Below are 25323 nucleotides of genomic sequence, written 5' to 3'. Positions count from 1 at the left end.
CTCCGCGGGGGCGCCGGGCTCGGTCGTCGTGCCGCCGACCGCCGGTGCGCCGCTTTCGGCTGGCGCGCCGCTGGACGGCGTGGCGGTGCCGGACGGGGACGCCGAGGTCTCCGCGGGCGCCGTCGGGGCCACCGGGCCACCGGAGGCCCCGGGGGCCGGGGCCTCGACCGGCACGTCGAGGGTGACGCTGCCCGCCTTCGCGAATGTGAAGGTGACGGGCACCTCGTCGCCGATGGCCAGCGTCTCGTTCAGGCCGGTCAGCGTGGGCGCCGAGCCGTTCGCGATGTAGATGTTGCCCGCACCGGGACGGATGATCGAGGGCTTGGGCGCCGTGCCACTACTGGCGGCGGGGGAGGAAATCCCGATCAGGCTGTCCTCCTCCGCTCCACCGTTGAACACGGCGGAGATGACCTGCGCCGACCCGCCCTCGTTCGCCGGGCCCGCGACGTAGACATTTCGCAGGGTGACCGACCCAACGGCTCCGCTCACCGAGTTGGTCGTGGTGCGGGCGGAGTTGGTGAGGGCGTCGGTGCCGGACGCGCATCCGCTCAGCGCGGCCGCGGCGACGGCGGCCGCGGCGACGGATGTCGCCAGGGCGGCCCGCGCGCGGACCCGGCCGCGGCGGGCGGTTCTCGGGCCGCCGCCGACTTCCGGGGCGTGGCCCGGACCACCGGTTTCGGCGGCTTCGACGTGCGGCGTCCCATGGATGGTGGACGTCGCGGAACGAGCACCCAGACGGCGGCTCACGGCTCGGTGGCTCCTCCTGCGCAGGGACCGGCGCGCCTGGCGCGTCGGTGCCGATCGGTCGTGACCGGTCAGGTGGCCGTTGCGGGGGCCCGCAGCGGCCGGCGCGCACCGGTGCGGGCCGTCGCGACGTTCCAGTCGGTGGATCGCCGCGTGGCGCACCGGGAGCGCACCCGGTCACCCGCGTCCCAGGTCGGAGCCGCGGGTGCGGGGCTAAGACTAGCCATCCGCGCCCGCTATGTGCGGCCTAGCGTGTTGGGCTCGACATCTCGGACCGATCGGACGGCTGACAACAGATCCGAACGGCCCATGCGAACCCGCCCGCAGGTCGGACCCGTTCGCCGCGGCGCGGGTGTGGGCGGGAGAGCCGTGGCCTCGGGGGGCGGGTCCAGGCGGGTTCAGCTGTCTGACCAGGTCGGCGGGTGGAGCTGGCGGAAGGGAGCCGGCCTGGGGCGGGTGAGCGATCGCGAGCATGGCGTTTCCCCGTCGTCTCGCGCAACCGGATGTCATCTGCGTGATCGGATGTCCGGAGAATCCGCTTCGTCATGACTCGGGCCAGTTGCGCGCACCGAACAGGGGGGCCTGGAAGGGCCCGGCACCCTCGGGGCGGGCCGACCGGATTCCACAGGTCCGGGGGAGAAAGGCCGCAGGGCCCTGGGAGACAGGGTCTTCGGTCCCCGCGGCGGCCGCCCCGTCTTCGGTCGCACGGCGAGTGCGAGCGGACGGGGGCGGGAGGCGGCCCGCCGAGCCGGCGCGACACGCCCGGTGCGGACGGCGGCTCCGGGGGACCTTCGGCGGGTCGATGTGGGGCCAGCGGGGTAGGGACGGTAGTGTCGCGACGCTCTTGATGCCAACAACCGGACAACTTCCGCCGCAACGCCATCTGTTTCGCCAGACCGGACACGTCGCCCGTTGATAGCCCCCGACCTGCGCCGATCCGGTCGGGCTCGGCGCCAGGTCTGTCGCGTGCCGTACCTGCCGGCCTCGGAGGGTGGCCGGAACACGACGGCTGCCCCCTTCCCGTGGCAGGCCAGCAGCGCGCGTCTGACCTGCGGCGATGCGTGCGTGTTACGCTGGTAGAGGCGGAAGGGGCACGTGACACATGGCGTTCCAAGTCGGCGAGACCGTTGTTTACCCGCATCATGGTGCTGCTCTGATTGATGCGATTGAAACGCGCGTCATCAAGGGTGAAGAGAAACTTTATCTCGTGCTGAAGGTCGCCCAGGGCGACCTCACTGTCCGCGTTCCAGCCGACAACGTCGGCATGGTCGGGGTGCGTGACGTCGTCGGTCAGGACGGCCTGGAGCGTGTGTTCGAGGTGCTACGCGCCCCGCACACGGAGGAGCCGACCAACTGGTCCCGGCGGTACAAGGCCAATCTCGAGAAGCTCGCCTCGGGTGACGTGAACAAGGTCGCCGAGGTGGTTCGTGATCTCTGGCGGCGTGATCGTGAACGCGGTCTTTCCGCGGGTGAGAAGCGCATGCTCAGCAAGGCGCGGCAGATTCTCGTCAGCGAGCTCGCGCTCGCCGAGGGAACCAATGAGGACAAGGCTGAAGCCATGCTCGACGAGGTTCTCGCCGGCTGATACCGGCAGGCTCGAACATGCGCGGTCGGCAACACCGGGGCGGCATTGTGCGCGCCGTCCGACGTCAGCGGAAGGCTTGATGTTTCCGACCGAATCGTGGTTGCGGCGGATTTTCATCCCCGTGGGAGTGCCCCCGGAAGGGGGCCTCTCACCCGTCCGGATCTCCCGGGCGGTCAGGCGCGTTCGCCGCGGAGGCCGGAGTTGGTGAGCACCCGGGTCGGGGCCCTCGTCCCGGCGGCGGGCCGAGGCGAGCGTCTCGGCGGTGGCACGCCCAAGGCACTGCGGCCGCTCGGGGGCCGTCCGATGCTTTTGCATGCGGTGGAGACGCTCCTGTCGTCCACGCTCGTCTCTCAGGTCGTCGTAGCGGCACCGCCGACTCTCGTCGAGGTGGTGGGCCAGATCCTGGGCCCACGGGTGCTCGTCGTCCCCGGCGGGGCTGAGCGGGTGGACTCGGTCCGCGCCGCGCTCGAGGCGTTGGACGACGACATCGGCGTGGTCCTCGTGCATGACGCGGCGCGGCCGCTCACGCCCGCCAAGCTGGTGGACGCCGTCGCGACCACGGTGCTCGACGGCCATCCCGCTGTCATCCCCGTGTTGCCCGTGACGGACACCGTCAAGGAGGTGGACGCCGACGGCCGGGTGGTGCGGACCCCACCCCGGGACGTCCTGCGCGCGGTGCAGACCCCACAGGGCTTCCGGCGGGACATCCTGCACACGGCCTACGCGAACCGGGACCTCCCGGTCACCGACGACGCCGGTCTGGTGGAAGCTCTGGGGGTGCCGGTGACGACGATCCCCGGCGCTGAGGAGGCGTTCAAGGTGACCCGACCAGCTGACCTGGTCCTCGCGGAGGCTCTGCTGGCCCAGTTCGCACCCGGCGACGGGCAGCGGTGACCGAACCGTCGCTGCCCCGGGTGGGCACAGGTGTCGACGTCCATCCCTTCGAGCAGGGGCGGGAGTGCTGGGTCGCCTGCCTGCTGTGGCCCGGGGAGACGGGGCTCGCCGGGCATTCCGACGGTGACGTCGCCTCGCACGCCGCGTGCGACGCGCTGCTCACCGCGTCCGGCATCGGCGATCTCGGTGCCGTGTTCGGCACCGGTCGCCCCGAGTGGTCCGGCGCGTCCGGCGCGGCGCTGCTCGGCGAGACCGCGCGCCTGCTCGCCGAGGGCGGCTGGCTGATCGGGAACGTCGCCGTCCAGGTGGTGGGCAACCGCCCGCGGATGGCCGCGCGCCGGGTCGAGGCGCAGGAGGCGATGTCGGCGGCGCTGGGCGCCCCGGTGAACCTCTCGGCGACGACGACGGACGGGCTGGGCCTCACCGGCCGCGGCGAGGGCCTGGCCGCCATCGCGACGGCTCTGGTCACCCGCGTCTGACGTTCCCGGCCCGGCCCCCGGCGCCCGACTACCCCGTGCCCGGCGGGATCCGTCTGACCGGACGCACGTGACAGTGCCTGTGGCTGTCAGTGGCCCGCGGTCGTCCGAAATGGTCGTGGGCCAAGTCGTGGCCAAAGGGATATGCCTGACTGGCATCGGCGTAGGTTGGATCCCGGGTGGAGTGAGAGGGTGTGCCCGGTGAGTGACTCCCGGAGGAGTGTGATGGCGGCGCGGCTTCCCGAGTCGGTCAGGGCGCTCGCGGATGCTCCGACATACGTGACGCTGGCGACGATCCGTCCCGACGGCTCGCCTCGCCTGACCGTGCTGTGGATCGCCCGGGACGGCGATGAGCTGCTCCTGTCGACCGTGCGCGGGCGCGCGAAGGAGCGTGACATCGCGCGTGACCAGCGGGTCGGGCTGATGTTCCTCGATCAGCGGGACCCGTACAGCTACGTGGAGGTCCGCGGGCTGGCCACGCTCTCCGAGGAGGGCGGCAAGGAGCTCATCGATCAGCTCGCCACCAAGTACACCGGGTCCCCATACCAGTGGGACGGTCCGGATGAGGTCCGGCTGGTGATCCGGGTGGTCGCGGAGCGCGTTCTCACCACCGGCTGAGCCCGCCGCGACCGACCCGGGGGACCTCCCTTTGGCGCCGCCGCCGCGGCGGGGCCGTACCCTTGACAGATGGGTCTTCACCTCTATGACACGCGCACCCGGCGCGTGCGGCCGTTTGTGCCGCAGCGCCCCGGTCATGTGGGCGTGTACGTGTGTGGGCCCACCGTCCAGTCTCCGCCGCATGTGGGCCACATCCGTACCGCCCTCGCGTTCGACCTGCTGCGGCGCTGGCTGACGCAGAGCGGCCTGTCGGTGACGTTCGTCCAGAACGTCACCGACATCGACGACAAGATCATCGTCAACGCCGAGCGGGCGGGGACGAGCGTGTGGGAGCTCGCCACCCGGCAGACCCGGGCGTTCGAGGATGCCTACCGGGCCGTCGGGATCCTGCCCCCGACGATCTCCCCACGAGCCACCGGGCACATCCCCGAGATGCTCGAGATGATCGCCGTCCTGGTCGAGCGTGGGTTCGCCTATCCCGGCGCGGGCTCGGTGTGGTTTCGCGTCGGCGCGTTCGCTGATTACGGCGCGCTCTCCCACCAGCGGCCCGCCGCGATGCACCCGTCCCCGGAGTCCGAGCCGGGCAAGGCCGACCCCAGGGACTTCGCCCTGTGGAAGGCCGTGAAGCCCGGTGAGCCGTCCTGGTCCTCTCCCTGGGGCCCCGGCCGGCCGGGCTGGCACCTCGAGTGCTCCGCGATGGCGGGCAAGTACCTCGGCGATCTGTTCGACATCCACGGCGGCGGGCTCGACCTGGTGTTCCCGCATCACGAGAACGAGCGGGCGCAGTCCGTGTGTGCGGCGGAGCTCGCGGTCGCGGAAGCCGCGACCGCGACCGCGAGCGCGGCGTCCCGAGGTGCCGTTTCCGGCGGCGCCGTGCCGGCTGGCGCCCGCGCGGCGGGTGCGGGCGTGGCTGGTAGGGGTGCCGGTGCGGGAGTGGCCGGTGCCGGCGTGGCGGGCGAGATGGCGCGCTACTGGATGCACGTGGGCCTGCTCACCACCGGCGGCACCAAGATGTCGAAGTCGCTGGGGAACTCGTTCTTCGTGACCGACGCGCTGGCCGCGGTACGCCCCCAGGTGCTGCGCTACCACCTGCTCTCCGCGCACTACCGCTCCTCGCTGGAGTACAGCGAGCAGACCCTGGACGAGTCCGCGGCGGCGCACGACCGGATCGAGACGTTCGTCCGCAACGCCCTGGACATCCTGGGCGGGCCGGCGGAGGCCGCGGCGCTTGCCGCCGAGGCCGATCGCGTGGCGGGCACCGAGGCTGCGGACGCGGACGGGGCCTGGGCCGAGTTCGCCGCGGCGCTGGACGACGACCTCGGTGTCGGCCGCGCGCTGGCCGCCCTGTTCGGCGTGGTCGGCCGGGGCAACCAGGTGCTGTCGAAGACCCACAGCCGCGAGCTGGCCGGCTGGGTGGACGTCGCCCGCCGGATGCTGACCGTCCTCGGGCTCGACCCGGTCGAGCAGTGGCCGACGGCGGGCGCCGAGCTGCGCCCCGCGCTCGACGGCGTCATGGACGTCCTGCTGGACCTGCGCTCGGCGGCCAGGGCCCGGCGGGACTACAGCGAGGCCGACTCCATCCGCTCCCGGCTCGCGGCGGCCGGTGTGGTCATCGAGGACACGCCCGAAGGGCAGCGCTGGCACCTCACGTAGGCGACGGGCCGCCGGCCCGCCTGGGGCGAGATCCGGGCCGGCCGGCCATCCGCGTGGCCCGTCGTCGAGGCGAGTCGCCTGAGCCAGTCCATGTGCTGCTGGCGCACCACGCTTCAGCGCGGTAGCCCGGCGGAGGCCCCGACGAGGAGCCAGCGAGGGTCCCGCGAGAAGCCGGTGGGGCTGGCGGGGCCGCCCGGTGTCCAAGCCGGGCGGCCCCGCCAGGTGGGGCTTACTGCGCGCGGACGGTGATCCTCGTCCAGGCACCCACGTAGACGCGGTCGCCGTCGCGCAGGGGGATCGGACGGCCGGGCTCGATCGGGTCCGGCTCGTCGTTGAGGCGGGTTCCGTTCGTCGAGCCGGGGTCACGCACGGCGTACGTGCCGTCGGGCATCCGCTCCAGGGTCGCGTGCGCCCGGGAGATGCCCGGGTCCTCCGGTGCTCCCGAGAGGTCGATCTCGGGGTGGATGCCGCGCGACTCGCTGCGCCGGCCGATCAGCATCTGCGACTCGGTCAGGACGAAGACGCGGCGCGGGTAGAACGCGGGGAACGGCACGCGGTGGTCGTCACCGCTGTCGTAGTACTCGCGTTCCGCCTCGATGACGGCCTCCCACGTGCCACCGGGACCGGCCTCGTCCCACTCGCGGCCACGGGAGCCGGTTCGCGGGTCGCCGCCCATCCGGGGATCGGCCGCGCGCGGGTCGCCGAGCCGGGGATCGTCGAGCCTCGGGTCGGCGCGGCGCGGGTCGGCCATCCGCGGGTCGGTGGAGTGGCGGGCCTCGGCGCCGCGCCGTGACCCGGTCTGCCGGGAGGTCACGCCCGCGTCGTCGACGGGCACCGCGCCCGCCGGAGCGGGCAGCTGGCCGGTGCTGAAGTCGAGCCCGCAGGTCTCGCAGAACCGCGCGGACGGCTCGTTCAGCGAGCGGCAGTTCGGGCAGGGGGCGGGGGCGTAGCGGTCGCGGGTGCCGGCCGGGGCCGGTACCGGGGTCGCGCCGGCGGCCGACACGCCGAGCGGGTCCGCACCGTAGCCGCCGCCGTTCGGGCCGTAGCCGTCGTCACGGTAGCCGCGCCGGTCGTCGGCCTCGGGCGCCGGCCGGCCCGGCTCGCCGGGGCCGTAGCCGCCCCGCCCGTCGGGCGCGCCGTACCCGCCGCGGTCGTCGCGGGCGCGAGGGTAGCCGGCGGGATCCGGCTCGCCGCGCCCGCCGCCGAAGCCGCCGGCACCGCCGCGGTCGTCCCGCCCGTACCCGGGCGGGGTGCGGTCGTCGCGGCCGCCGAAGCCGCCGGCACCGCCGCGGTCGTCGCGCTCACGGCCATAGGGGTCGAGCCCATCCCGCGGCCGTTCGCCGCGGCCGTCGGGCCGGGCCCGCTCGTCGGGCCGGGCCCGCTCGTCAGGCCGGGCCCGTTCGTCGGCGGGGCGCCCGTACCCGTCGCGGTTGTACGGGTCCGCCGCCGGGTACGACCGTCCGGAGCGCGGCTCCTCGGCGTATCCCTCGCGGCCGTAGCCCCCGTAGGGGTCGCCGCCGCGGCCGGCGCCACGCGGCGGATCCGCCACGCCTGGCGCGTCGGCCGGGGCGCGCCGGATGCCGAGCGGGTCATAGCCTCCCGGCGCTCCGGCGGGGCCCGAAGGCCCCGGGGGCACCGAGGGGTCCCGTTCCGGCGTCCGACGCCCGTACGGGTCTGCCGGACGCCCCGTCGGCGCGCCCGCGCTGTACGCGGCGCCGCGCCCGGCGTCGTCCTGACGGTAGCCGTATCGCTCCTGACCACCCACGATCCGCAGCCCGCACTGATCGCAGTAGTCGGGATCGTGCGACAGGTGCCCCTCCGGGCAGCGTGCGCTCACCTGATCACCTGTTCACCCGGACAGTCCTGGTTGACCTCGAGTCGAGGACCATCTCGTCCATCTTCTCGACGTTTTTCTTCAGACGAACCGTACCCGTTGTGGGATCGTCGATGTGAACCACCTTCTGTAGGAGGCGGTAGGTTGCTTCGTTGCCCGACGCGAGCGCGATCTGTACTCCCCGCCCAAGCCTCAGTGTGGCAGTGACGTCGTCTCCCTGTTGACGGGCCTCCAGCCCGTCCGCCAGGACCCTGGCCAGCTCGGCCTGACCGGTGTAATGCGCAACCTCCGTGTTGACCCGGGTGGCCAGTGCCGTGTCATCCGTCCACAGTGCGCGTACCAGCGCGGATGACGTCGGCTGGTGGTCGACGACGAGGCTTACGCGGGCCGCCAGGACCTCGGTGCCGACCTCGCGGGCCGGTAGGCGGACACACAGGTGGTAATCCCGGGACTCGATCCCCCAGGCCCCGGTCTGGTAGTCCGTGCAGTGGTCGTCGACGGCCCGGCCGGAGCCGGTGAGGTCCCGCAGGTCCGGGGTGACCTCGCGCAGGAAGTCCAGCGAGGCACCGGTGGGCGTCCACAGCCGCAGCGAGACCCGGTCGGTGGCCCGGTCGAGGGCGGTGGCCACGATCCGCTCGAACTCGGCCGCGAGGCCGGCGGGCTCGGGGACGGCGTCCACCGTCCCCAGCAGGCCGGTGGCGATCGCCCGCAGCTCCTCCACCCGCCAGTCGGTGCCCACCCCTCGGCAGTCGCACTGGAACCGGCCCTGGCAGGCGTCGACGGCGCCGAGCAGCTCGGATTCCATCTCGCCGTTCTGCCCGTCGGTGAGCAGCAGCGCGTGGCCGATGGCGTCGGGCCGGGTCGCCAGCAGGTCGTTCGCCAGCCGCAGCCAGCGGCCCATGGCGGTGCCTCCGTGCGGCTCGAGCGCGTCCACCGCGTGGCAGGCCGCCGCCCGCGTCGCCGCGGACGCCGGAACCAGCTCGGGCGAGCGCGGGTACGCCATCGCGGCGGAGCCGGTGCCGCGCACCACCGCGAACCACGCCCCGTCGGGCAGGCTGTCGAGCGCCGCCCGGACGGCGCGGCGGGCCTGGGTGACCTTCGCGGGCGGGTTCGCCATCGAGCCGGAGCAGTCGAGCAGGATGACCATGGCCTGCTCCGGACGCCCGGTCGGCCGGCCCGCGATCGGGGGGGCGGCCGGGGCGCCCGTCGAGGTCACCGTGATCACCGCGTGTACCTGGGTCCCACCGACCGGCAGGAACTCGTTCTGGTACACCTTCGCCGTGAACGCGCTCATCCGCCCGCCGCGGCCCGGGCGCGGCAGCGCCGCCGGGAGCCGGAGCCGGATCTGGAGCGGCCCCGCCCGCGGACACGGCGGGCGGCCTGCGGGCGCGGCGGCATCGTCAGCTCGTCACCCTCGCCGCGACCACGGTGATGTTGTCGTGCCCGCCCTGGTCGATGGCGAAGTCGATGAGGTGGCGGGAGACGTCCAGCGCGGACGCGCTCGGCTCGAGCTGGTTCACCAGCGCGGCGAGGACGTCCGGGCGCGAGGAGTAGTTCCACAGGCCGTCACTGCAGACGAGGACGGTGGCCGGGGTCTCGATCGGGAAGGCGGCGGTGTGCGGGGTGACGTCCTCGGCGTCGCCGCCGAGCCAGCGCGTCAGTGTGTGCGCGCGCCGGTGGGTCTCCGCCTCCGACGCCGGGATGAGCCCGGCCCGGGCCGCCTCGGCCGCCCAGGTGTCGTCCGCGGTGAGCCGCTCGCACCAGCGCGGGCCGAGCAGGTAGACGCGGCTGTCGCCGACCCAGCCGACGGTCACCATGCCGGGGCCGTCCACCGACGGCGGCGTGATGATCGCCGCCGCGAAGGTGCAGGACGGCGCCATCCGGCCCTCCGCCGCACTGAGCTGGGCGATCGTGGCCTGGGCGGCCTCCACGGCCCGCTGCAGGGCGATGTCGGCCTCGTCCGGGCCGAAACCACCGGAGATCCGCCGCGGAGCGGTGCGCGGCTCGTCGTACTCGGAGTACTCCTCCAGAACGTCGAGGACGTCGTTCGCCCGGCTCGCCGGCCGCTCGTCGTACGGGACGGCCTCGCCGGGCCCGTGGGCGCGTACCGCGTCGGCGAGGATGGCCGTCGCGGTCGCCGCGGCGGCGGCGGACGCCTCCCCGGAGCCCGGGGTCGTCGAGACCCCGTCGCAGACCACTGCGATCAGCGTGCCGTGGACGATCGCCACGCCCATCGAGTCCTCGTTGGTGGTGTGCCGCACGCCGCGGTCACACACGCCGGCGAGCGGGCCGAGGTCGATCTCGCGGTGGTCCTCGTCGCCGCCGGCCACCGGGACGCCGGTCAGGGCGAAACCGCAGGCCTCGCAGTACCGGGCGTCCTGGTAGTTGGGCGCCGCGCACACCGGGCAGCGCATCACCTCGTCGTGCGCGTCGTCGTCCGCCTCGCCCGGGGCGGCGCGCTGGCCCAGGAGCATCGTGGCCGGATCGGTGTCCTCCGCGTATCCGTCCTCGTTGAATCCGCTGCCCGAATAGGTGCCGTCCGGGTACGTCTCACCCTGGTAGCCGGGTTCGGAGTACGCGGATTCGGGGTACTCGTGGTGATAGTCGCCGTCCCGGTAGCCACCCGTGCCCGCCGGGTAGCCGGCGCCGGGATAGGCGCCGTCCGGATAGGCGTTCTCCGCATAGCCGTTGTCGGCGTAGCCGTTCTCCGGGTAGGCGGACCCGGAGAACTGGTCCGGCGTGTAGCTCTCGGTAGGCTGATCATCGGCTCGGAAGTCCTCCGCCCGGTAGCTCTCGGTCGGAAGATCGTCCCCTGGGTATCCGCCGGGGTGGGTGGAGCTCTCGGCGTAGCCGGCATTCGGGTGCGGCGAGTCCGGGCGTTCGGGGGGATAGCTGTGCCCGGGGTAGCCCTGCCCGTGCCGGGGGTTGAGGTCCACAGTCAGGCCACCGGCCGCTGGACCGGCCCGCCGGGGACAGCGAGTCTGGGCGGTGTGCGCGGAGCCATGTGGTGAGTGCCTCCTGCCCGTCCTGTGGGGACCGGATATATCACGTCGACCTGCTCAAATCCAAGTACGCCGAAATGAATAGTGGCATGATCCGCCAGATGCGTCGACGCCCGTGATCTCGGTGCCCCCTTCGGTGCCAGCGCTCGCCCGTGCTCCTGGGATCGGTCGGAGCTCTGTCTCCAGTACGCCCTCGCCACGGGCGCTCTCCGTAACCTCTGCCACCTCTCCCACCTTTTCCCTAGTGGGCGCTCTGTTTCTCGCCTCCGCGGTGGCTTCCACGGCCGGCGCGGCGGCGCCGTCCACCGCGATTCCGGCGAGCTCGCGGGCCATGTCGGCGGCTCTGGCGAACCGGTCCGCCGGATCGGCGGCGGTGGCACGAAGGAGGAACCGGCGCAGCGGTTCGTGCCGAGCCAGCACCTGGTCGACCTCCTGGGCGGGAAGGGTGTATCGGTAGGTTGACGCTCTGTTCGGGAAGTCGAGTACCGCGGTTGCCAACAGCCTGCCGAGAGCGTAGAGGTCGGAACCCACCGACGGGGGGCTCGCCGTCAGCTCGGGGGCGTCGAAACCGGCCGTCACATGGAAGGTGCCGCCGCGCCGCCCGGGTTCACGGATCGCCTGAAGATCGATAAGCGTCACCCGGTCGCCGTCCCACACCACGTTTCCCGGTGCCAGGTCGCAGAAGACGTACCCGCGGTCGTGGACGTACTCCAGCGCGGACAGCAGCCGACGCACCCCGGCGACCGCCTCCGGAACGGGTAGCGGCGCCGGCGCCCCGCCGCGCGCCGCCCGCCGGGACCGGAGCAGATCCGCCAGGGACGGGCCGCTCACCAGCTCCATCACCGCGTAGACGACGCCGTCGTGGCGGACCTCGCCCAGCGTCTCGACGATCGCCGGATGTCGCAGCGGCGGGTCGGGCGGCAGCCGGCGGCCCGGGCGCAGGCCCAGCCGCGCGGGCGGGCGCATCCCACCGCGGCGCACGCTCTTGAGTACCACCAGCCGCCCCGGGACGCCACCGCCGGAGCCTGGGCTACCTGGGCTACCTGGGCCACCTGGGCCTGTCGGGTCGCCCGTGCCAGTGATCTCGGCGGCGCCCGCCACGCCGCGCAGGTCGACCGCTGAGAAGACCCAACCGGCGGGCCCGGGGCCGCCTTCGGCCAGGCACTCGACGATCTCGTAGCCGCCGGCGACATCCCCGGCGCGCAGCGGGGGCGCGAAGGAGTAGGGGGTCCGGCAGCGCGGGCAGAAGCCGCGGTCCCGGGCGGGCAGCCCGAGCCGCCCGCGGCCGATCGGCCCGGCGCAGACGGGGCAGCGTGCGGCCGGCTCACGCGGTGTGCCCCGGTCGCGCCCGCGAACCGAATGCCCGCGGGTCACGTCACCGCCTCGGGACGGGTGGAGCTCCCGATCCCGGCCGGCTTCCCGCCCCCGGCGCTCCCCGCGGGCCGCCTGGCCCGGGTGCGCCGTGCCGGCCACGTGGGCTGGGTGGGATGCCTGGGCCGTGCGGAGGGCGCGGACTGAACGGGGGACGGGGACTGACCAGGAGGCGTGGGCTGGGCGAGGCGCGCAAGCTCAGCGGGAGGCGCGGGCGGAGCGGAGGGCGTGGCCTGGATGGGCCGCGTGGTCGAGGCGGTCGGTGCCGGTGCCGGTCGCGGGTGCGGAGCGGTCTGCGGGGGCGGGATCGGGTGGGTGCGCGTACCGGATCGGTCCCGCTGCGCGGGTCGCCGCGGCGGTGCCGGTCGCGCGGGCGAGCCGTCCCGGGCGGCGAGGGCGGCGCCGAAGTCGTTGACGAGGCCGGCGGCGCGCTCGACATCGGTCGGCGCCGAGTACAGCTCGCGGCGGGCGGCGCGGGCGAGCGGGAGCAGTCTCGGATCCGCGGTGAGGCCCAGCCGGGCCGCCTTGGCCTCCCAGGCGCCGAGCAGGCCGCGCAGCTCCTCCCGCCGGCGCAGCGCGGCGCCGTTCGCGCCGGCGATCCGCTGGGCGGCGAGGTGGGTCGCCTCGGCCACCTCCAGCCAGCGGGCCAGCCCCCGGCTCGACTCCTTCCAACGGCCCGCGGCCGCCTGCGCGCGCAGCCGGATGAGCCAGGGCGCCAGGCCATGCTGCTGGTCGTCCCGCCAGTTGTCCGCCAGGCGGTACAGCGGCCCCAGCCCGCGGATGCGGCCGGTAGCGAGCCCGGCGTCGCGGCGGGCGGTGTCGTCCAGTCGGGTGATCTCGGCGAGCAGTGCGCCCGCCGCGGCCAGGTCGGCGTCGAGACCGTCATGGCGTCGGGCGAGATCACCAGTCGAGCGCGTGGCCGCGGCGACCGCGGCCTCGGTACGGGCGCGCAGCCCCGGAGGGACCCCCAGGGGATCGGAGCGCGCCGCGGCGGAGAGCTCCGCCAGCAGTCGCCGGGCCGCGACCAGCCCGGCGTCACCGGGCGCGAGACCGAGCCGGGCCGCGAGCACGCTCGTCTCGGCGACGGCCCGGCTGCCGGCGGCGATCTCGGCCAGCAGCGCGTTGCGCACGCCGAGGATCAGCCGCATCCGCCCCCGCACCGCGGCGACGGCCGCGTCCACCCGGCGTGCCAGCTCGGCCGGGCGCACCTGCCCGGAACGCGCCTGCTCCGGACGCGCCTGTTCCGGGTGGACCTGTCCCGCACGCTCCGGCCGGTGGCGCGCCGGCACCGGGCCGATCTCCGCGATCGGGCGGATCTGCGCCACCGGACGGATCTGCGCCACCCGGCGGATCTGTGCCACCGGGCCGATCTCCGGCGCCGGAAGGATCTTCGTCTGCGGGAGGATGTCCGGCACCGAGGGGCCGTACAGCAGCGCGGTGAGCTCCGTCAGGGTCCTCGCGTCCACCCGGGAGCGCCGGCCGCGCAGGCTCCGCGCGGCTTCGGTGACGTCGCGCAGGGCCGCGTAGGCCCGCCAGACGTCCGCCAGGACGGCGATCACGGCGAGTGCCTCGGCCCGGGTGACGCCACTCAGCGGCGCCGGGTCGAGCAGCGCACGTTCGGGGCTGTTCTCCAGGTCGAGTAGGACGCCCGCCTGGGCCGCGACGGTCTCCTCGAGCGCCCGCAGGGCGGCGTCGAGATCGTCTGTGCCGGGAGAGGGCACCGGCTCACCGCCCGCGACCGGGCCGGGAGACGCTGTTCATCCGCCCGCTGTACATGCGCCTCCTGTCCATACGCGCGGCCACCTCCACCGGGCGGTGTGGCCCGCCCGACGGCACCGCCGGAGCGGCCGGCCCCGAGTGTGGACGGGGCCCCGCGGCCGGGGGACGTCCCTGCTACCGAGGATAGGTAGCCTGCAGCCGGCTCGCGGACCGTCTCGCTGAACTGGTGCGGTCTGTGGTCGTCGCTGTGGCCCGTTCGGTCGCCTGCTCCGTGGCCGGACTTCTCGTCTGCTCGTCGGCCGGTGCCCTGCCGTCTTCGCCTGCCGTCTTCGCCTGGCGGCGGCGCCCGCCGTGTGATGTGCCCATTACGGATACCGTTGATGGACGACCGGCGTCGCGGCGTGGCCGCCGACGGCCAGCTGACCCGGTCGGACGACCGTGGGCTCGCCGGGCGGGTTCACGACCCGACGGGCTAGTGACGAGGTGGACTGTTATGGCCGGTGGCCAGGGTCGAGGCGGCCGAGGAATCGCCCGCGGCGGTCAGGGAGGCCGGGCCGCGAAGGCTGGCTCCCACCGCAAGGGCGCGGCGGTCGGCAGCGGCGGCCAGCGCCGCAAGGCGCTGCAGGGCAAGGGCGCGACGCCGCCGGCCGAGATGCGTCCAGGCCATCCGGCGCAGCGGCGCGCGGCCGTGAGCGCCGCCGGCACGCGGGCGGCCGCGAAGCGCCCGGGCGGCCAGGCGGCCGACGAGCGCGACCGCCCCCGGGCCGAGCGGGGCACCGGCGGATCGGCCGGCGCCGCCGGTGCCGGGCGCTCAGGTGGTCACAGCGGTCACGGCGGTAACGGGGCGCATGGCGGTCACGGCGGGGCGGGGGCGCCCGGGGCGTACGGCTCGCGGCGGGTCGAGACCGACGAGCTCGTGGTCGGGCGCAACGCGGTCGTCGAGGCCCTGCGGGCCGGCGTGCCCGCCACCACCCTGTACATCGCCGGCGGCCTGGACTTCGACGAGCGGATCGCCGACGCCCGGCGCCTCGCCGGCCGGGCCGGGCTGGCCGTGGTCGACATCGGCCGGTTCGAGCTCGACCGCCTGTGCGGCACCGCGCCCCACCAGGGCCTCGCGCTGTCCGTCCCGCCGTTCGAGTACGCCCACCCCGACGACGTGCTCGCCGCCGCGCGGGCCGCGGCGCCCGGGCTGGTCGTCGCCCTCGACGGGGTCACCGATCCGCGTAACCTCGGCGCGGTCGTCCGCTCGGCGGCGGCGTTCGGCGCGAGCGGCGTCGTCGTGCCGGAGCGGCGCGCCGCCGGGGTGACGGCCGCCGCGTGGAAGACGTCCGCGGGTGCCGCCGCGCGGCTGCCGGTCGCGCGCGCGGTGAACCTCACCCGAACCCTGCGCTCGTTCGCCGAGTCGGGCCTGTTCGTCGTGGGCCTCGCGGCGGACGGCGAGGTCTCCCTGGACGAGCTGCAGGTGGCCACCGACCCGCTGGTGCTGGTGATCGGCTCGGAGGGCAAGGGCCTGTCCCGGCTTGTCGGCGAGTGCTGCGACCTGCGGGTGCGCATCCCGATGGCGGGCCAGGTCGAGTCCCTGAACGCCGGGGTCGCGACCGGCATCGCCCTCTCCGAGATCGCCCGCCGCCGCCGGGTGGCCGCCGCCGTCTGACCCGCGGATTCACACCTCCCTCAGATCTCGGCCGGCTACCGTCCGCCCAGTCGGCGGCCGGCGGCCGTGCCGGCCGGTTGGGGTCCGGGAGGTGACATGCGCGTCAGATCGTTCGCGGTTGTCGGGTTCGGCCTCGTTGCCGTGCTGCTGGCCGGCGGCTGCCAGCGCGGCGGGCCGGTGATCCCGGGCAGCCCGGCGGCCCCGTCGGCAGCGGGGGCCGCGGCGGCCGGCACCGTCGTGCGCTCCCTGACCGTGGACGGGCGTGAGCGCTCCTACCGTGCGCACGCCCCGGCGGCGGGGGGCGTCGACCTGCCGGTGATGATCGTCCTGCACGGGGGCGGAGGCAACGGGGAGCTCACCGAGCGGCAGACCGGGTTCAGCGAGCTCGCCGACGAGGCCGGCTTCCTCGCCGTCTACCCCGACGGAACGGCCCGCGCGGGTGGTCGCCTGCTCACCTGGAACGCCGGCAACTGCTGTGGATTCGCCCGTGACAACGACATCGACGACGTGGCCTTCATCGGCGCGCTGCTCGACGACCTCGCCGAGCGGTATCCCGTCGACCTGGATCGGGTCGGTGTCACCGGGCTCTCCAACGGAGCCATGATGAGCTACCGGATCGGCTGCGAGCTCTCGGCGCGGGTCGCGATCATCGCCCCGGTGGCCGGGGCCATGAACGTGGACGGCTGCCAGCCCACGCGGCCCGTGGCTGTACTGGCCATCCACGGCACCGCCGATGACAACGTCCCCTACGCGGGCGGGCGGTCCACGGGGCGCGGGGTCGGCACCGAGAACGACCGGGTGGACCAGTCCGTCGCCTACGCCATCCAGTTCTGGGCCGAGCACAACGCGTGCGGAGCAACGCCCGAGGCCGAGGGGGTCGACGGGCCCGGCGGCCCCGTCCCGGGCGGAACCGTCGGGCCCGGAGGGCCCTGGGTGCCGGAGCCGTCGGCCGTCCCGGACGGCACCGTGATCCGCACGACCTACTCAGGATGCGCCCGGGGCGCCGACGTCGTCCTCTACAGCGTCGGCGGGGGCGGGCACGCCTGGCCGGGTGGAACGAAGATCCGCCCACGCGCCGACGACGCTCCGGACGCCCCCGACGCGACCCGGGTCATCTGGGAGTTCCTCGCCTCCCACAGCTAGCGCCGCATCAGGGAGGGTCCACCGGTGTGGCCGTTCGCCGGCACCCTCGAGATCCGCTTCGTCATGCCTCGATGGGAATGTCTGCCGCGGTGGCAGGGGAAGCGGGGAGTGGCAAGGCAGGCTGGTGGGAGAGCAGCGCAGATCGCTACACTTTCGTGGTGCCGGTGCCACGCCGGGTCGGCGGCATAGATGAGCTGGCCGTTTGGGGGCGGGAAGCCGATGACCGCGACCCCGGAACTGGAACTGCTGCCGTCTGATCCCACGAGGATCGGGCCGTATTTGCTTCTCGGCAGGCTCGGTGAGGGCGGGTCCTCCGTCGTCTTTCTTGGACAGCGGCCGGACGGTCAGCGAGCCGCGGTGAAGGTCCTCAAGAATGATTCGGACGACCCGGTGATGCTCCGGTCGAACTTCGAGAGCGAGCTCGTGATCGCGCGCCGCGTCCCGACGACCTGTACAGCGGTGGTACTGGACGCGGAGCTGGGCCCGGGCCGGTGGTGGATCGCCTACGAGTACATCCCGGGTCGCACTCTGCGTGAGCTGGTGGCCGAATCCGGGGCGCTCCCGACGGCGGACGTCGCACAGGTCGCGACTGTTTTGGCCATGGCGCTCGAATCGGTCCATGCAGCCGGCTTCGCTCACCTCGACGTCACGCCCTCGAACATCATAATGTCGAGAGTCGGTCCGAAGCTCGTCGACTTCGGGACGGCCCAGATCATTCCCCCGGCGGGAATCATTGAGGGATTTCGTTCGGGAACCCGGGGATTCATGGCTCCCGAGCGTGCGGCGTCGGGAACGGTTTCAAAGGCGGTCGATGTCTTCGGCTGGGGAGCGGTTGTCGTCTTCGCGGCGACGGGCGACTACACATTCGAGGACCCGGCACCGGAGAATACGCCGGCCAGTCTCCCGGACGACCTCAGGGTCCTGGTCGGCCGGACGCTGGCGGCCGAGCCCGCTCGCCGCCCTGACATGTCCACCGTACTTGCCCTGTTGCTGGAGCATGTACATCACCATGTGGAACCGGCTCCCCCCACGTCGGGCCTCAGGGTTTCCCCGACCTCCGGCATCGTCCCGGAACTGGGCGATTCATGGACGAGTGATCTATCCGGGCGCAGAATCCCTTCGCCTTCGGAGTGGTCCGTCCCGGTTCAAGGCGCTCCCGCGGGCGAGTGGACCGGAACCCAGGTCCCGGGTCCGGTGTTCACCGCGCCGGCAGTGAACGGACGTCTGGTCGGCGACCCGCTGGCCGAGGCGGTGTCGACGGCCCTGACCTGCGCGGTCTGCGGTGTGGTCAACCATGTCACCATCTTCGTCGAGACGATCACCTACTGCGTCTCCGGTCATGTTCTTGCGGTGAGCTGGGACTAGGACGGCAATGACTTCGTTATTCGACCAGATCGCGACCCTGCTGGACCCGCGGTTCGTCCGCAGCGCTCTCCTGCAGGTGCTCGTTTTCCTTGCGGCCAACGGGTTCCTCGTCATCTCCGCGATCGGCTGGACGGACACCGCGACCTGGTGGTACGCCCGTTCCGGTACGGAGAAGACCGCGCTCGTCACCGTCACCGTCGCCGCGTTGGTCACCGGGGCGATGGCTCTGGCCGGCCAGATACACGGCCTGCTGCGGATGTACCAGGGTTACGCCCTGCGTGGGCCGTTGCGTGTAATCGGGGAGCGCCAACGGACCCGTCACCTCCGGATATTCGACAGGCTGCCCGCAGGATCGCCGCTTCGGTACTCGCGTTACCCGCCCCTGGCCCAGTGGGTAATGCCGTCCGCTCTCGGTAACATGATGCGAAGCTCGGAGACCCACGCCTTCCAGCGATACCGCATTGATTCGGCGGTCGTCTGGCCACGCCTGTACGCGGTGCTGCCGCCTGACTTCAGGACCGAGCTGGCCGTGTCCAAGACACGCGTCGACGGCGCGGTCGCGTCGCTGACCCTCGCGTTGCTCTTCACGGTCAGCGGCACGGCCGTCGCGGCGCTGACCCTGCCGTGGCACGCGCCGCTGCTCTGCCTGGCGCTCGGGTCCGCCGTGAGCTGGGCCGCGCATCGGGGCCTGCTCAGAAGCGCGGCGCCGTACGCCGAGCTCGTGAGATCGGCGTTCGACCTGCACCGCGGTCTTGTGATCGACGCGGTCGGCTGGACCAGAGCGACGTCATTCGGCGCGGAACGCCGCCAGTGGGCGCAGATCTGCCGGCTGTGGTACCAGGGCATCCCTGACGGTCCAGAAGGCGCGCGGGCGCTCGGTTACCCGTCGGCTCCCCCTGAGTCGACGCGGGTCTAGCGCATCGGGGAGGGTCCTGGCTCTTCTCCTCGGAAGGGTGGTGGCGGCAGGGCGGCGCGGTGCTCACAGTCCCGGGACGGGGCCCGGCCTCCTACGAGACGTCCAGGCGGTGCTCGTGCGCGTAGGCCGCCCACAGGCGGGCGTAGTGGCCGCCGGCCGCCATCAGCGCGCCGTGCGTGCCGTCCTCGACGAGACGGCCGCCGTCCAGCACCAGCACGCGGTCGGCGCGCGCGGCGGTGGTCAGCCGGTGCGCGACCACCACCGTGGTGCGCGAGCGCCCGACCTCGGCCGCGGCGCGGGCGACCGCGGCCTCGGAGGCGAGGTCGAGGGCCGCTGTGGCCTCGTCGAGCAGGAGAATGTCCGGCCCGACGAGGTGGGCGCGGGCGAGGGCGAGGAGCTGGCGCTGGCCGGCGGAGAGGTTGCGGCCCTGGTCGCGCACCCGGTAGCCGTAGCCGCCGGGCAGCCCGGCGATCATCTCCTCGGCCCCCGCGGTGCGCGCGGCCGCTCTGACCTGCTCGTCCGGTGCGTCGGGACGTCCATAGGCGATCGCGTCGCGGACCGTGCCCGCGAACAGGTGGGCCTCCTGGGGCACCGGGCCCAGCCGCCGCCGGTAGTCGGCCAACGCGTACCCGCGGACGTCGACGCCGTCGACGCGCAGCGTGCCCTCGGTGAGGTCGTAGTAGCGAGCTATGATCTTGGTGAGGGTCGACTTGCCCGAGCCCGTCCGGCCCACCAGCGCCACCGTCTGGCCGGCGGGGATGGTGACGTTCACCTCCCGCAGCGCGGCCGTGGCGGAGCCCGGGTAGGTGAAGCCGGCGCCGGTGAGGCTGATCTCGCCGCGCAGCCGCTCGACCGGCCGCGCGTGCGGGGTGTCCGCCGGCACGGGTTGGACGGCCATCAGCTCCCGGGCGTGCCCCAGCGCCACCATGACCGCCTGGTACTCGTCGAACACCTCGGCGAGATCCTGGATCGGCGCGAAGAACAGCTCGATGTAGAGCAGGTAGGCGGCGAGCGCGCCGATGGTCAGCGTCCCGGCGTGTACCCGCCCGGAGCCGACGAGCAGCACCGCCACGCTCGCCGCCGTCGACAGCAACTGGATGTAGGGGAAGTAGTAGGCGAGGTACCGGACGGCGCGTAACCGCTGGTCGCGGTAGGTGGCGCTGCGGTCGCGGTAACGGTCGAGGGTGTCGGGCTCGCGGCGGAACGCCTGGACGACCCGCATCGCGGTGACGTTCTCCTGTAGCTCGGCGGTGAGCTCGGCCAGGCTCTCGCGGGCGTCGGCGTGCGCCCGCGCGGCCCGTCCGCGGAAGAACACCGTGCCGATGACGAGTGGCGGGACCAGCGCGAACACGGCCAGTGCGAGGCCGGGGTCGATGACGACCAGGGCGATCGCGATGCCCAGCGCCGTCAGAACGGAGACGGCGGATGACGCGGCGTCGCTCCGCATGAAGTCGGCGATCTGGTCGACGTCCGAGGTGAGGCGGGTCATCACCCGTCCACTGGCCTCGCGTTCGTAGAAGTCGAGGCCGAGGCGTTGCAGGTGCGCGAACAGCTTCACCCGCAGCAGGTAGCCGACCCGTGCGCCGAGACGGCCGACCACCCGGATCTGGGCGGTGTGCGCGCTCCACGAGACGGCGATGACGGCGACGCCGACCCCGGCGGTGCCGAGTACCACCGGCAGCGAGCGGGCCGTCACGCCCTCGTCGATGCCGTGCCGGATCAGGATGGGCAGCGCCAGCGTGGTGAGGCTGTCGATGACGAGCAGCAGCCAGGCGATGGTGAGCGAGGCCCACAGCAGCCGGCCGATGGCGGCGAGCCCGAAGCGGGGGTCGCGGGCGCGGACGACCTCCTGGTCCAGGTCCGGGGTGTCCAGGGCGGGCGGCAGCGCCAGCACCCGGCGCCGCAGCGCCGCCGGCAGTCCTTCCAGTTCGGGAACGGCGGCGGCCTGGATGTCCGGCACCGGGGTCTCGGTGGGTGTGGTCGCTTCCGTGGGCTCGCGGGGCCGCGGGGCTGCGAAGTCACCCGGATCGCCCTGGTCGCCCGGATCGTCCTGGTCGGCCGGGTCGTCCGGGGTGATCAGGTCGCGGTAGGCGGCGCAGCGCGCGATCAGCTCGTCGTGGGTGCCGATGTCGAGGATCCGGCCCTGCTCGACGACCCCGATCCGGTCGGCCAGGCGCAGCGTCGCCCGGCGGTGGGCGATCAGCAGTGTCGTCCGGGTCGAGGTGACCGTCCGCAGCTCCCGGTGGATCTCCGCCTCGACCTCCGCGTCGATCGCGGACGTCGCGTCGTCCAGCACGAGGACGGGAGTGTCGGCGACGATCGCCCGGGCGATCGCGACGCGCTGGCGCTGGCCCCCGGAGAGCGTCAGGCCGCGTTCGCCGACCCTGGTCCGGTAGCCCTCGGGCAGGTCGGTGGCGAACTCGTCGACCCGCGACGCGCGCGCCGCCGCGAGCACCGTCGCGGTCGGGGCGTCCCGGCACCCGTAGGCGATGTTCTCCCACAGGCTGGTCGAGAACAGCAGGCCGTCGTCGCCGACGACGCCGATCAGCCCGCGCAGGCTCGTCAGCGTCAGATCGCGCACGTCGTGCCCGTACACCCGCACGACGCCCGCGGACGGGTCGTAGAAGCGGCTGAGCAGCGCCGCGACGGTGGACTTGCCGGAGCCGGAGCGGCCGACGAGCGCGACCGTCTCGCCGGGCGCCACCGCCAGCCGGAAGCCGTCCAGGACCGGCCGGCCGTCCTGGTAACCGAACGAGACGTCGTCGAACTCGACGGCCGCGGCACCCGGCACCGGCCGGGCCTGGGCAGGCCGCACCTTCGCCGGCCCGTCCGCGGGGTCTTCGGCGACGTCGCTGTTCTCGGCGACGTCAAGGTCGGCCGCGTCCGGGCGCTGGACGACGGTGGGGCCGGTGTCGATGACCTCGAAGATCCGCTCGGCGCTGGCCCGCGCCTGCTGGGCCAGGGTCACCAGCGCGACCAGGTTGCGGATCGGCTGGTTGATCCTGGTCAGGTAGGTGGCGAACGCGATGAAGGTGCCGAGCGAGAGCTGGCCGTGCACGGCGAGCGCGCCGCCGAAGGCGAGCATCGCGATCTGCCCCAGCGACGGCACGGCCCGGATCGACGGCGCGAAGCGGCTGTCGATGCGCACCACGCGCAGCTGGTGGGCGAACAGCCTGGCGGCCACCGCCTCCAGCCGGTTCAGCTCGCGTTCCTCCTGCCCGAAGCCCTTGACGACCCGCACGCCGAACACCGTCGCCGCCACCACCCCGGCGACCGCCGCCTCCTGCTGCTGCGCGTACCAGGAGGCGGGGAACAGCGTCACGCGACTGGTCAGGGAGAGCGCGCCGAGCACCGGCAGGGTCACCAGCGCGACGGCGGTGAGCCGCGGGGAGAGGACCACCATCGCCCCGAGCGAGACGGCCAGCGCCACAAGGCCGCCGAGTGCCGTGGGGGTACGGGTGAGCAGGTTCTGGACCCGGGTCAGATCCGAGGTGTTGCGGCCGATCACCTGGCCGATCTCCAGGGAGTCCTGGCCGGCGCCGTCCAGGCGGGTGAGCGAGGTGAACATCGCCGTCCGCAGGTCGTGCGTGACCTCCTGCGTCATGCGGGCTCCGCAGCGCCGGCGCACCATGAGGAGGAGGTAGGCGGCGATCCCGGCCAGCAGCATCAGCCCGGCCCAGGGCAGCATCGGCCGGGACCGCGCGATGATCACATCATCGATGATCACCCTGGGTAGCAGCGGGGTGAGCGCGTTGATGGTCATCCCGGTCACCGCACAGACCCAGGTGGTGATCAGCGCCGCGCGGTGCCGCCAGCACTGACGCGTCAGCCGGCGGAGCCAGCCGGCCTTCCCGCCCGCGACCGCGCCGCGGGACACCGTGCTGCGGGACATCGGGTCGCGGGACACCGGGCCGCGGGAAACGGTACGAGGTGACGGAAGTCCGGCGATGGCGCGAAAGCCTACCGCCGCGGACGTCCACACGGGCCGGGCTGGACGCCTGGGACACACCCGTGGAGGTGGACTGGTGAGTGTTTTCGCTAGCAGGGCTGGGTCGCAGGACCCACCTGCCGGCCGTGACGGCCGTGACGGCCGGCGTGGCCGGGACCGTCGCGTCGGCGGGCGGGTGCGCGAGCGCACCGACGAGGTGGCCCGGGTGTTGGACCTGGCCCGCCGCCACCTCGGGACGGACGTCGCCTGGCTGTCGCGGTTCACCGGGGACGAACAGGTCATCGACCTGATCTCCGGGGAGGGTGAGCTGGTCGAGCGCCTGGTCGGCAGGCATGTCGAGCAGGAGGCGACCTACTGTGCCCGGGTGCTGGACGGGCGGCTGCCCGCCGTCATTCCCGACGCCCGGGCGGATCAGCGCACCGCCGCCCTGGCCGTCACCCGCGAGCTGGGCATCGGCTCGTACGTGGGCGCGCCTGTGTACCTCGACAGCGGCGAGTTCTACGGCATGCTGTGCGCGCTGAGCACCGAGCCGGACCCGGGCCTGGGTGACCGCGAGGCCCGCTTCCTGGGCCTGCTCGCCGACGTCGTGGCGGACGCGGTGTCCGCCCTGCACCGCGGCGGGGCGGACGACGACCACATCCGGAGCGTGATCGCGCAGGTAATCGCCCGCGGCGGGCCGGTGATGGTCTTCCAGCCGGTGTTCGACCTGCCGACGCACGGCCTCGTGGGCGCCGAGGCGCTGGCCCGCTTCCCCACCTTCCCCGCGCCGCCGGGGGAGCCGGCCGGGGACCTCGGTGAGGAGACCGGTGACCAGGCTGGCGGGGCGGCCGGTGAGGAGGCCGACGACCGCAGCGCCGCCGGCCCGTACTTCGGTGATCTTCCGCCGGACCGCTGGTTCGCGCACGCCGCGTCGGTCGGGATGGGAATCGATCTGGAGCTGGCGGCGATCCGGGCTGCGGTCGCGGAGCTGCCCAGGTTCCCGCGCGGGCTGTCGCTCGCGGTGAACGCGTCCCCGGCGACCATCGCGTCCGGCCGCCTCGGGGAGCTGCTAGCGGTCACGGCGGCCGACCAGCTGATCGTCGAGATCACCGAACGGGACGGCATCCACGACCTGCCCGGCACGCTCGCCCGCCTCTACGAGCTGCGGGACATGGGGGTGCGGATCGCGGTGGACAACGTCGGCGTCGCCTACGCGAGCCTGCGCCGGCTGGTGCAGATCCTGCCGGACGTCGTGAAGATGAACCGCTGGCTGACGACGGACGTCGGTGCCGACGCGGCGCGGCGCGCGCTCGTCGAGGCGCTCGTGCACTTCTCCCGGCAGATCGGGGCGTGTCTCGTGGCGGAGGGCATCCAGAGGGCGGACGAGCTGCGCGTGCTGACCGCCGCCGGTGTGGACCAGGGGCAGGGCGAGTTCCTGGGCCCGCCGGGGCCGTTGCCGCTGCCCGCGCACGGCCGGTGCGTCCCGGTACGTCCCGGCGAGTCACGGGCCGCTGGTGTCCGCGTGCGCGTCCTGAATCCGGCCCCGGCGTAAATACAGTGTGGTCTTCCGCGGTGGCCCGGAGCTTTTTTCGATAGAGATCGTTGCCCGCCGTTGGGGAAACCGGGACAGTGTCGTGTCGTGGGCATCGTGAACAAGGTCCGGTGGCTGAATCGGCGTGCGGCGGTTTCCGCCATGTCCGGAATCGCCGGAACCCTGCTGATCGGAATGGGCGCCTGTGCGCCGTCGGCGGGTGGCCAGCCCCCGAGCGGGCCCGAAGGCGACTGGGAGATCACCGTCTACTACACGGCCGTGGAGCGTTTCCATGACGGCCCACCTCTGACGGTGCGGGGCTGCCCCCAGCTCGACTGCGTCTTTGGTAACGATTTCCTCGGGACGTTCCCGGCCGGATTCGTCCAGGTGGTGCGCGAGGAGGGAACGGGGCGGATCACCAGCGGCCCGCGGCGGGGCTCGGCGCTGAACTGGTCGTACGATTCCGGCTTCTGGATCGACGATGTCCCGGTCGACACCGCCGGGCGGGCGCTGGTCCCGTTCCGCAGCGCCGCGGCCGACTCCTCCACCCTGCCGGCCGGCACGACCTTCGTGGTCGAGGACTGCGGGCACGAGGAGGACGGCTCCGAGATCGACCCGAACGCGTGCGCGGCGCTGCGGCGCGGGACGTGGGAGGTCCGGGACGAGTTCACGCCGGGGCTTGGCGGGCAGCGCCACCTCGATCTCTACATCGGCGAGGAGGACGTCGCCGGATTCACCGACCGCAGCCCGCTTTACCTGACCGGCCTCGGCGCACGCGTCGCCATCACCGGCCGGGCCTCGCGGTAGCACTCCCGGAGAACCGTGCGAACGAAATCCACGGGAACAGGCGCACCACAGGGCGAAAACGCGGGTCCGGGGAAAGCCGGAAA

18 protein-coding genes are annotated in these 25323 nt (G+C 73.6%); 11 read left to right on the top strand and 7 right to left on the bottom strand.

Annotation, left to right across the window (positions count from 1 at the left end):
* Nucleotides 1-747, bottom strand: a 747-nt coding sequence (locus tag FMEAI12_RS25395; RefSeq protein ID WP_112108113.1) for a hypothetical protein, incomplete at its 3' end; no start/stop codon positions are given.
* Nucleotides 748-1846: 1099 nt separating this feature from the next.
* Here FMEAI12_RS25395 and FMEAI12_RS25390 point away from each other — a divergent pair.
* From FMEAI12_RS25390 to FMEAI12_RS25370, 5 genes are all read left to right on the top strand, one after another.
* The gene (locus FMEAI12_RS25390) at nt 1847-2329 is read left to right on the top strand and encodes a CarD family transcriptional regulator (protein ID WP_006545253.1); all 483 of its coding nucleotides are present in this window, start codon (nt 1847-1849) and stop codon (nt 2327-2329) included.
* Nucleotides 2330-2533: 204 nt separating this feature from the next.
* Nucleotides 2534-3223, top strand: a complete 690-nt coding sequence (gene ispD, locus FMEAI12_RS25385) for a 2-C-methyl-D-erythritol 4-phosphate cytidylyltransferase (protein WP_112108112.1) — start codon at nt 2534-2536, stop codon at nt 3221-3223.
* Nucleotides 3220-3702: a 2-C-methyl-D-erythritol 2,4-cyclodiphosphate synthase gene (gene ispF / locus FMEAI12_RS25380; RefSeq protein WP_012157806.1), complete on the top strand. Its 483-nt coding sequence runs from the start codon at nt 3220-3222 to the stop codon at nt 3700-3702. Before ispD ends, ispF begins: the two co-directional genes overlap by 4 nt.
* Before the next feature lie 222 nt (nt 3703-3924).
* Nucleotides 3925-4317 carry a PPOX class F420-dependent oxidoreductase gene (locus FMEAI12_RS25375; protein ID WP_012157807.1) on the top strand — a complete coding sequence of 131 codons (393 nt, stop codon included), beginning with the start codon at nt 3925-3927 and terminating at the stop codon, nt 4315-4317.
* A gap of 69 nt (nt 4318-4386) precedes the next feature.
* Nucleotides 4387-5970 carry a cysteine--tRNA ligase gene (locus FMEAI12_RS25370; RefSeq protein WP_112108111.1) on the top strand — a complete coding sequence of 528 codons (1584 nt, stop codon included), beginning with the start codon at nt 4387-4389 and terminating at the stop codon, nt 5968-5970.
* 229 nt (nt 5971-6199) lie between these two features.
* Here the strand turns inward: FMEAI12_RS25370 and FMEAI12_RS25365 are convergent, their stop codons facing one another.
* From FMEAI12_RS25365 to FMEAI12_RS25345, 5 genes are all read right to left on the bottom strand, one after another.
* Nucleotides 6200-7807: an FHA domain-containing protein gene (locus FMEAI12_RS25365; RefSeq protein WP_112108110.1), complete on the bottom strand. Its 1608-nt coding sequence runs from the start codon at nt 7805-7807 to the stop codon at nt 6200-6202.
* Nucleotides 7808-7811: 4 nt separating this feature from the next.
* Entirely contained in the window at nt 7812-9098 is a 1287-nt protein-coding gene (locus FMEAI12_RS25360) for a VWA domain-containing protein (protein WP_071065799.1), read from the bottom strand.
* 106 nt (nt 9099-9204) lie between these two features.
* On the bottom strand, nt 9205-10740 hold the full coding sequence (locus tag FMEAI12_RS25355; RefSeq protein ID WP_112108109.1) for a PP2C family serine/threonine-protein phosphatase: 1536 nt from the start codon (nt 10738-10740) through the stop codon (nt 9205-9207).
* A gap of 123 nt (nt 10741-10863) precedes the next feature.
* Nucleotides 10864-12180: a serine/threonine protein kinase gene (locus FMEAI12_RS25350; RefSeq protein ID WP_112108108.1), complete on the bottom strand. Its 1317-nt coding sequence runs from the start codon at nt 12178-12180 to the stop codon at nt 10864-10866.
* Nucleotides 12177-13898, bottom strand: coding sequence for a hypothetical protein (locus FMEAI12_RS25345; protein ID WP_112108107.1), 1722 nt, complete (start codon nt 13896-13898; stop codon nt 12177-12179). Before FMEAI12_RS25345 ends, FMEAI12_RS25350 begins: the two co-directional genes overlap by 4 nt.
* Nucleotides 13899-14389: 491 nt before the next feature.
* Between FMEAI12_RS25345 and rlmB the strand changes: the two genes are divergently transcribed.
* The 4 genes from rlmB (at nt 14390) to FMEAI12_RS25325 (ending at nt 18974) form a co-directional block, all read left to right on the top strand.
* Nucleotides 14390-15550 carry a 23S rRNA (guanosine(2251)-2'-O)-methyltransferase RlmB gene (rlmB, locus tag FMEAI12_RS25340; RefSeq protein WP_071065802.1) on the top strand — a complete coding sequence of 387 codons (1161 nt, stop codon included), beginning with the start codon at nt 14390-14392 and terminating at the stop codon, nt 15548-15550.
* 96 nt (nt 15551-15646) lie between these two features.
* On the top strand, nt 15647-16693 hold the full coding sequence (locus tag FMEAI12_RS25335; RefSeq protein ID WP_112108106.1) for a PHB depolymerase family esterase: 1047 nt from the start codon (nt 15647-15649) through the stop codon (nt 16691-16693).
* Between the two features lie 219 nt (nt 16694-16912).
* Nucleotides 16913-18058 (top strand): serine/threonine-protein kinase, encoded by a 1146-nt coding sequence (locus FMEAI12_RS25330; protein WP_160144322.1) that lies wholly within the window; start codon nt 16913-16915, stop codon nt 18056-18058.
* 7 nt (nt 18059-18065) lie between these two features.
* Nucleotides 18066-18974 carry a hypothetical protein gene (locus FMEAI12_RS25325; protein ID WP_112108104.1) on the top strand — a complete coding sequence of 303 codons (909 nt, stop codon included), beginning with the start codon at nt 18066-18068 and terminating at the stop codon, nt 18972-18974.
* A gap of 91 nt (nt 18975-19065) precedes the next feature.
* Here the strand turns inward: FMEAI12_RS25325 and FMEAI12_RS25320 are convergent, their stop codons facing one another.
* Nucleotides 19066-22866, bottom strand: coding sequence for an ABC transporter ATP-binding protein (locus tag FMEAI12_RS25320; protein ID WP_112108116.1), 3801 nt, complete (start codon nt 22864-22866; stop codon nt 19066-19068).
* A gap of 133 nt (nt 22867-22999) precedes the next feature.
* On the opposite strand from FMEAI12_RS25320, the gene FMEAI12_RS25315 reads away from it, so the two are divergent.
* Both FMEAI12_RS25315 and FMEAI12_RS25310 read left to right on the top strand, forming a co-directional pair.
* Nucleotides 23000-24454 carry an EAL domain-containing protein gene (locus FMEAI12_RS25315; protein WP_235014479.1) on the top strand — a complete coding sequence of 485 codons (1455 nt, stop codon included), beginning with the start codon at nt 23000-23002 and terminating at the stop codon, nt 24452-24454.
* 141 nt (nt 24455-24595) lie between these two features.
* Entirely contained in the window at nt 24596-25240 is a 645-nt protein-coding gene (locus tag FMEAI12_RS25310) for a hypothetical protein (RefSeq protein WP_235014477.1), read from the top strand.
* The last annotated feature ends 83 nt before the right edge of the window (nt 25241-25323 follow it).

It is taken from the genome of Parafrankia sp. Ea1.12 (genome assembly GCF_900465275.1).
Lineage (GTDB): Bacteria > Actinomycetota > Actinomycetes > Frankiales > Frankiaceae > Parafrankia > Parafrankia soli.
The sequence above is the reverse complement of the archived record's forward strand: the minus strand, read 5'-3'. Positions and strand labels throughout refer to the sequence as shown.

What these genes read in the sequence shown, in the direction of transcription:
- FMEAI12_RS25390 (WP_006545253.1), top strand. Translation starts at nt 1,847, where the DNA reads ATGGCGTTCCAAGTCGGCGAGACCGTTGTTTACCCGCATCATGGTGCT.
- FMEAI12_RS25375 (WP_012157807.1), top strand. Translation starts at nt 3,925, where the DNA reads ATGGCGGCGCGGCTTCCCGAGTCGGTCAGGGCGCTCGCGGATGCTCCG.
- FMEAI12_RS25370 (WP_112108111.1), top strand. Translation starts at nt 4,387, where the DNA reads ATGGGTCTTCACCTCTATGACACGCGCACCCGGCGCGTGCGGCCGTTT.
- FMEAI12_RS25360 (WP_071065799.1), bottom strand. Translation starts at nt 9,098, where the DNA reads ATGAGCGCGTTCACGGCGAAGGTGTACCAGAACGAGTTCCTGCCGGTC.
- rlmB (WP_071065802.1), top strand. Translation starts at nt 14,390, where the DNA reads ATGGCCGGTGGCCAGGGTCGAGGCGGCCGAGGAATCGCCCGCGGCGGT.
- FMEAI12_RS25335 (WP_112108106.1), top strand. Translation starts at nt 15,647, where the DNA reads ATGCGCGTCAGATCGTTCGCGGTTGTCGGGTTCGGCCTCGTTGCCGTG.
- FMEAI12_RS25330 (WP_160144322.1), top strand. Translation starts at nt 16,913, where the DNA reads ATGACCGCGACCCCGGAACTGGAACTGCTGCCGTCTGATCCCACGAGG.
- FMEAI12_RS25325 (WP_112108104.1), top strand. Translation starts at nt 18,066, where the DNA reads ATGACTTCGTTATTCGACCAGATCGCGACCCTGCTGGACCCGCGGTTC.
- FMEAI12_RS25320 (WP_112108116.1), bottom strand. Translation starts at nt 22,866, where the DNA reads ATGTCCCGCAGCACGGTGTCCCGCGGCGCGGTCGCGGGCGGGAAGGCC.
- FMEAI12_RS25310 (WP_235014477.1), top strand. Translation starts at nt 24,596, where the DNA reads ATGTCCGGAATCGCCGGAACCCTGCTGATCGGAATGGGCGCCTGTGCG.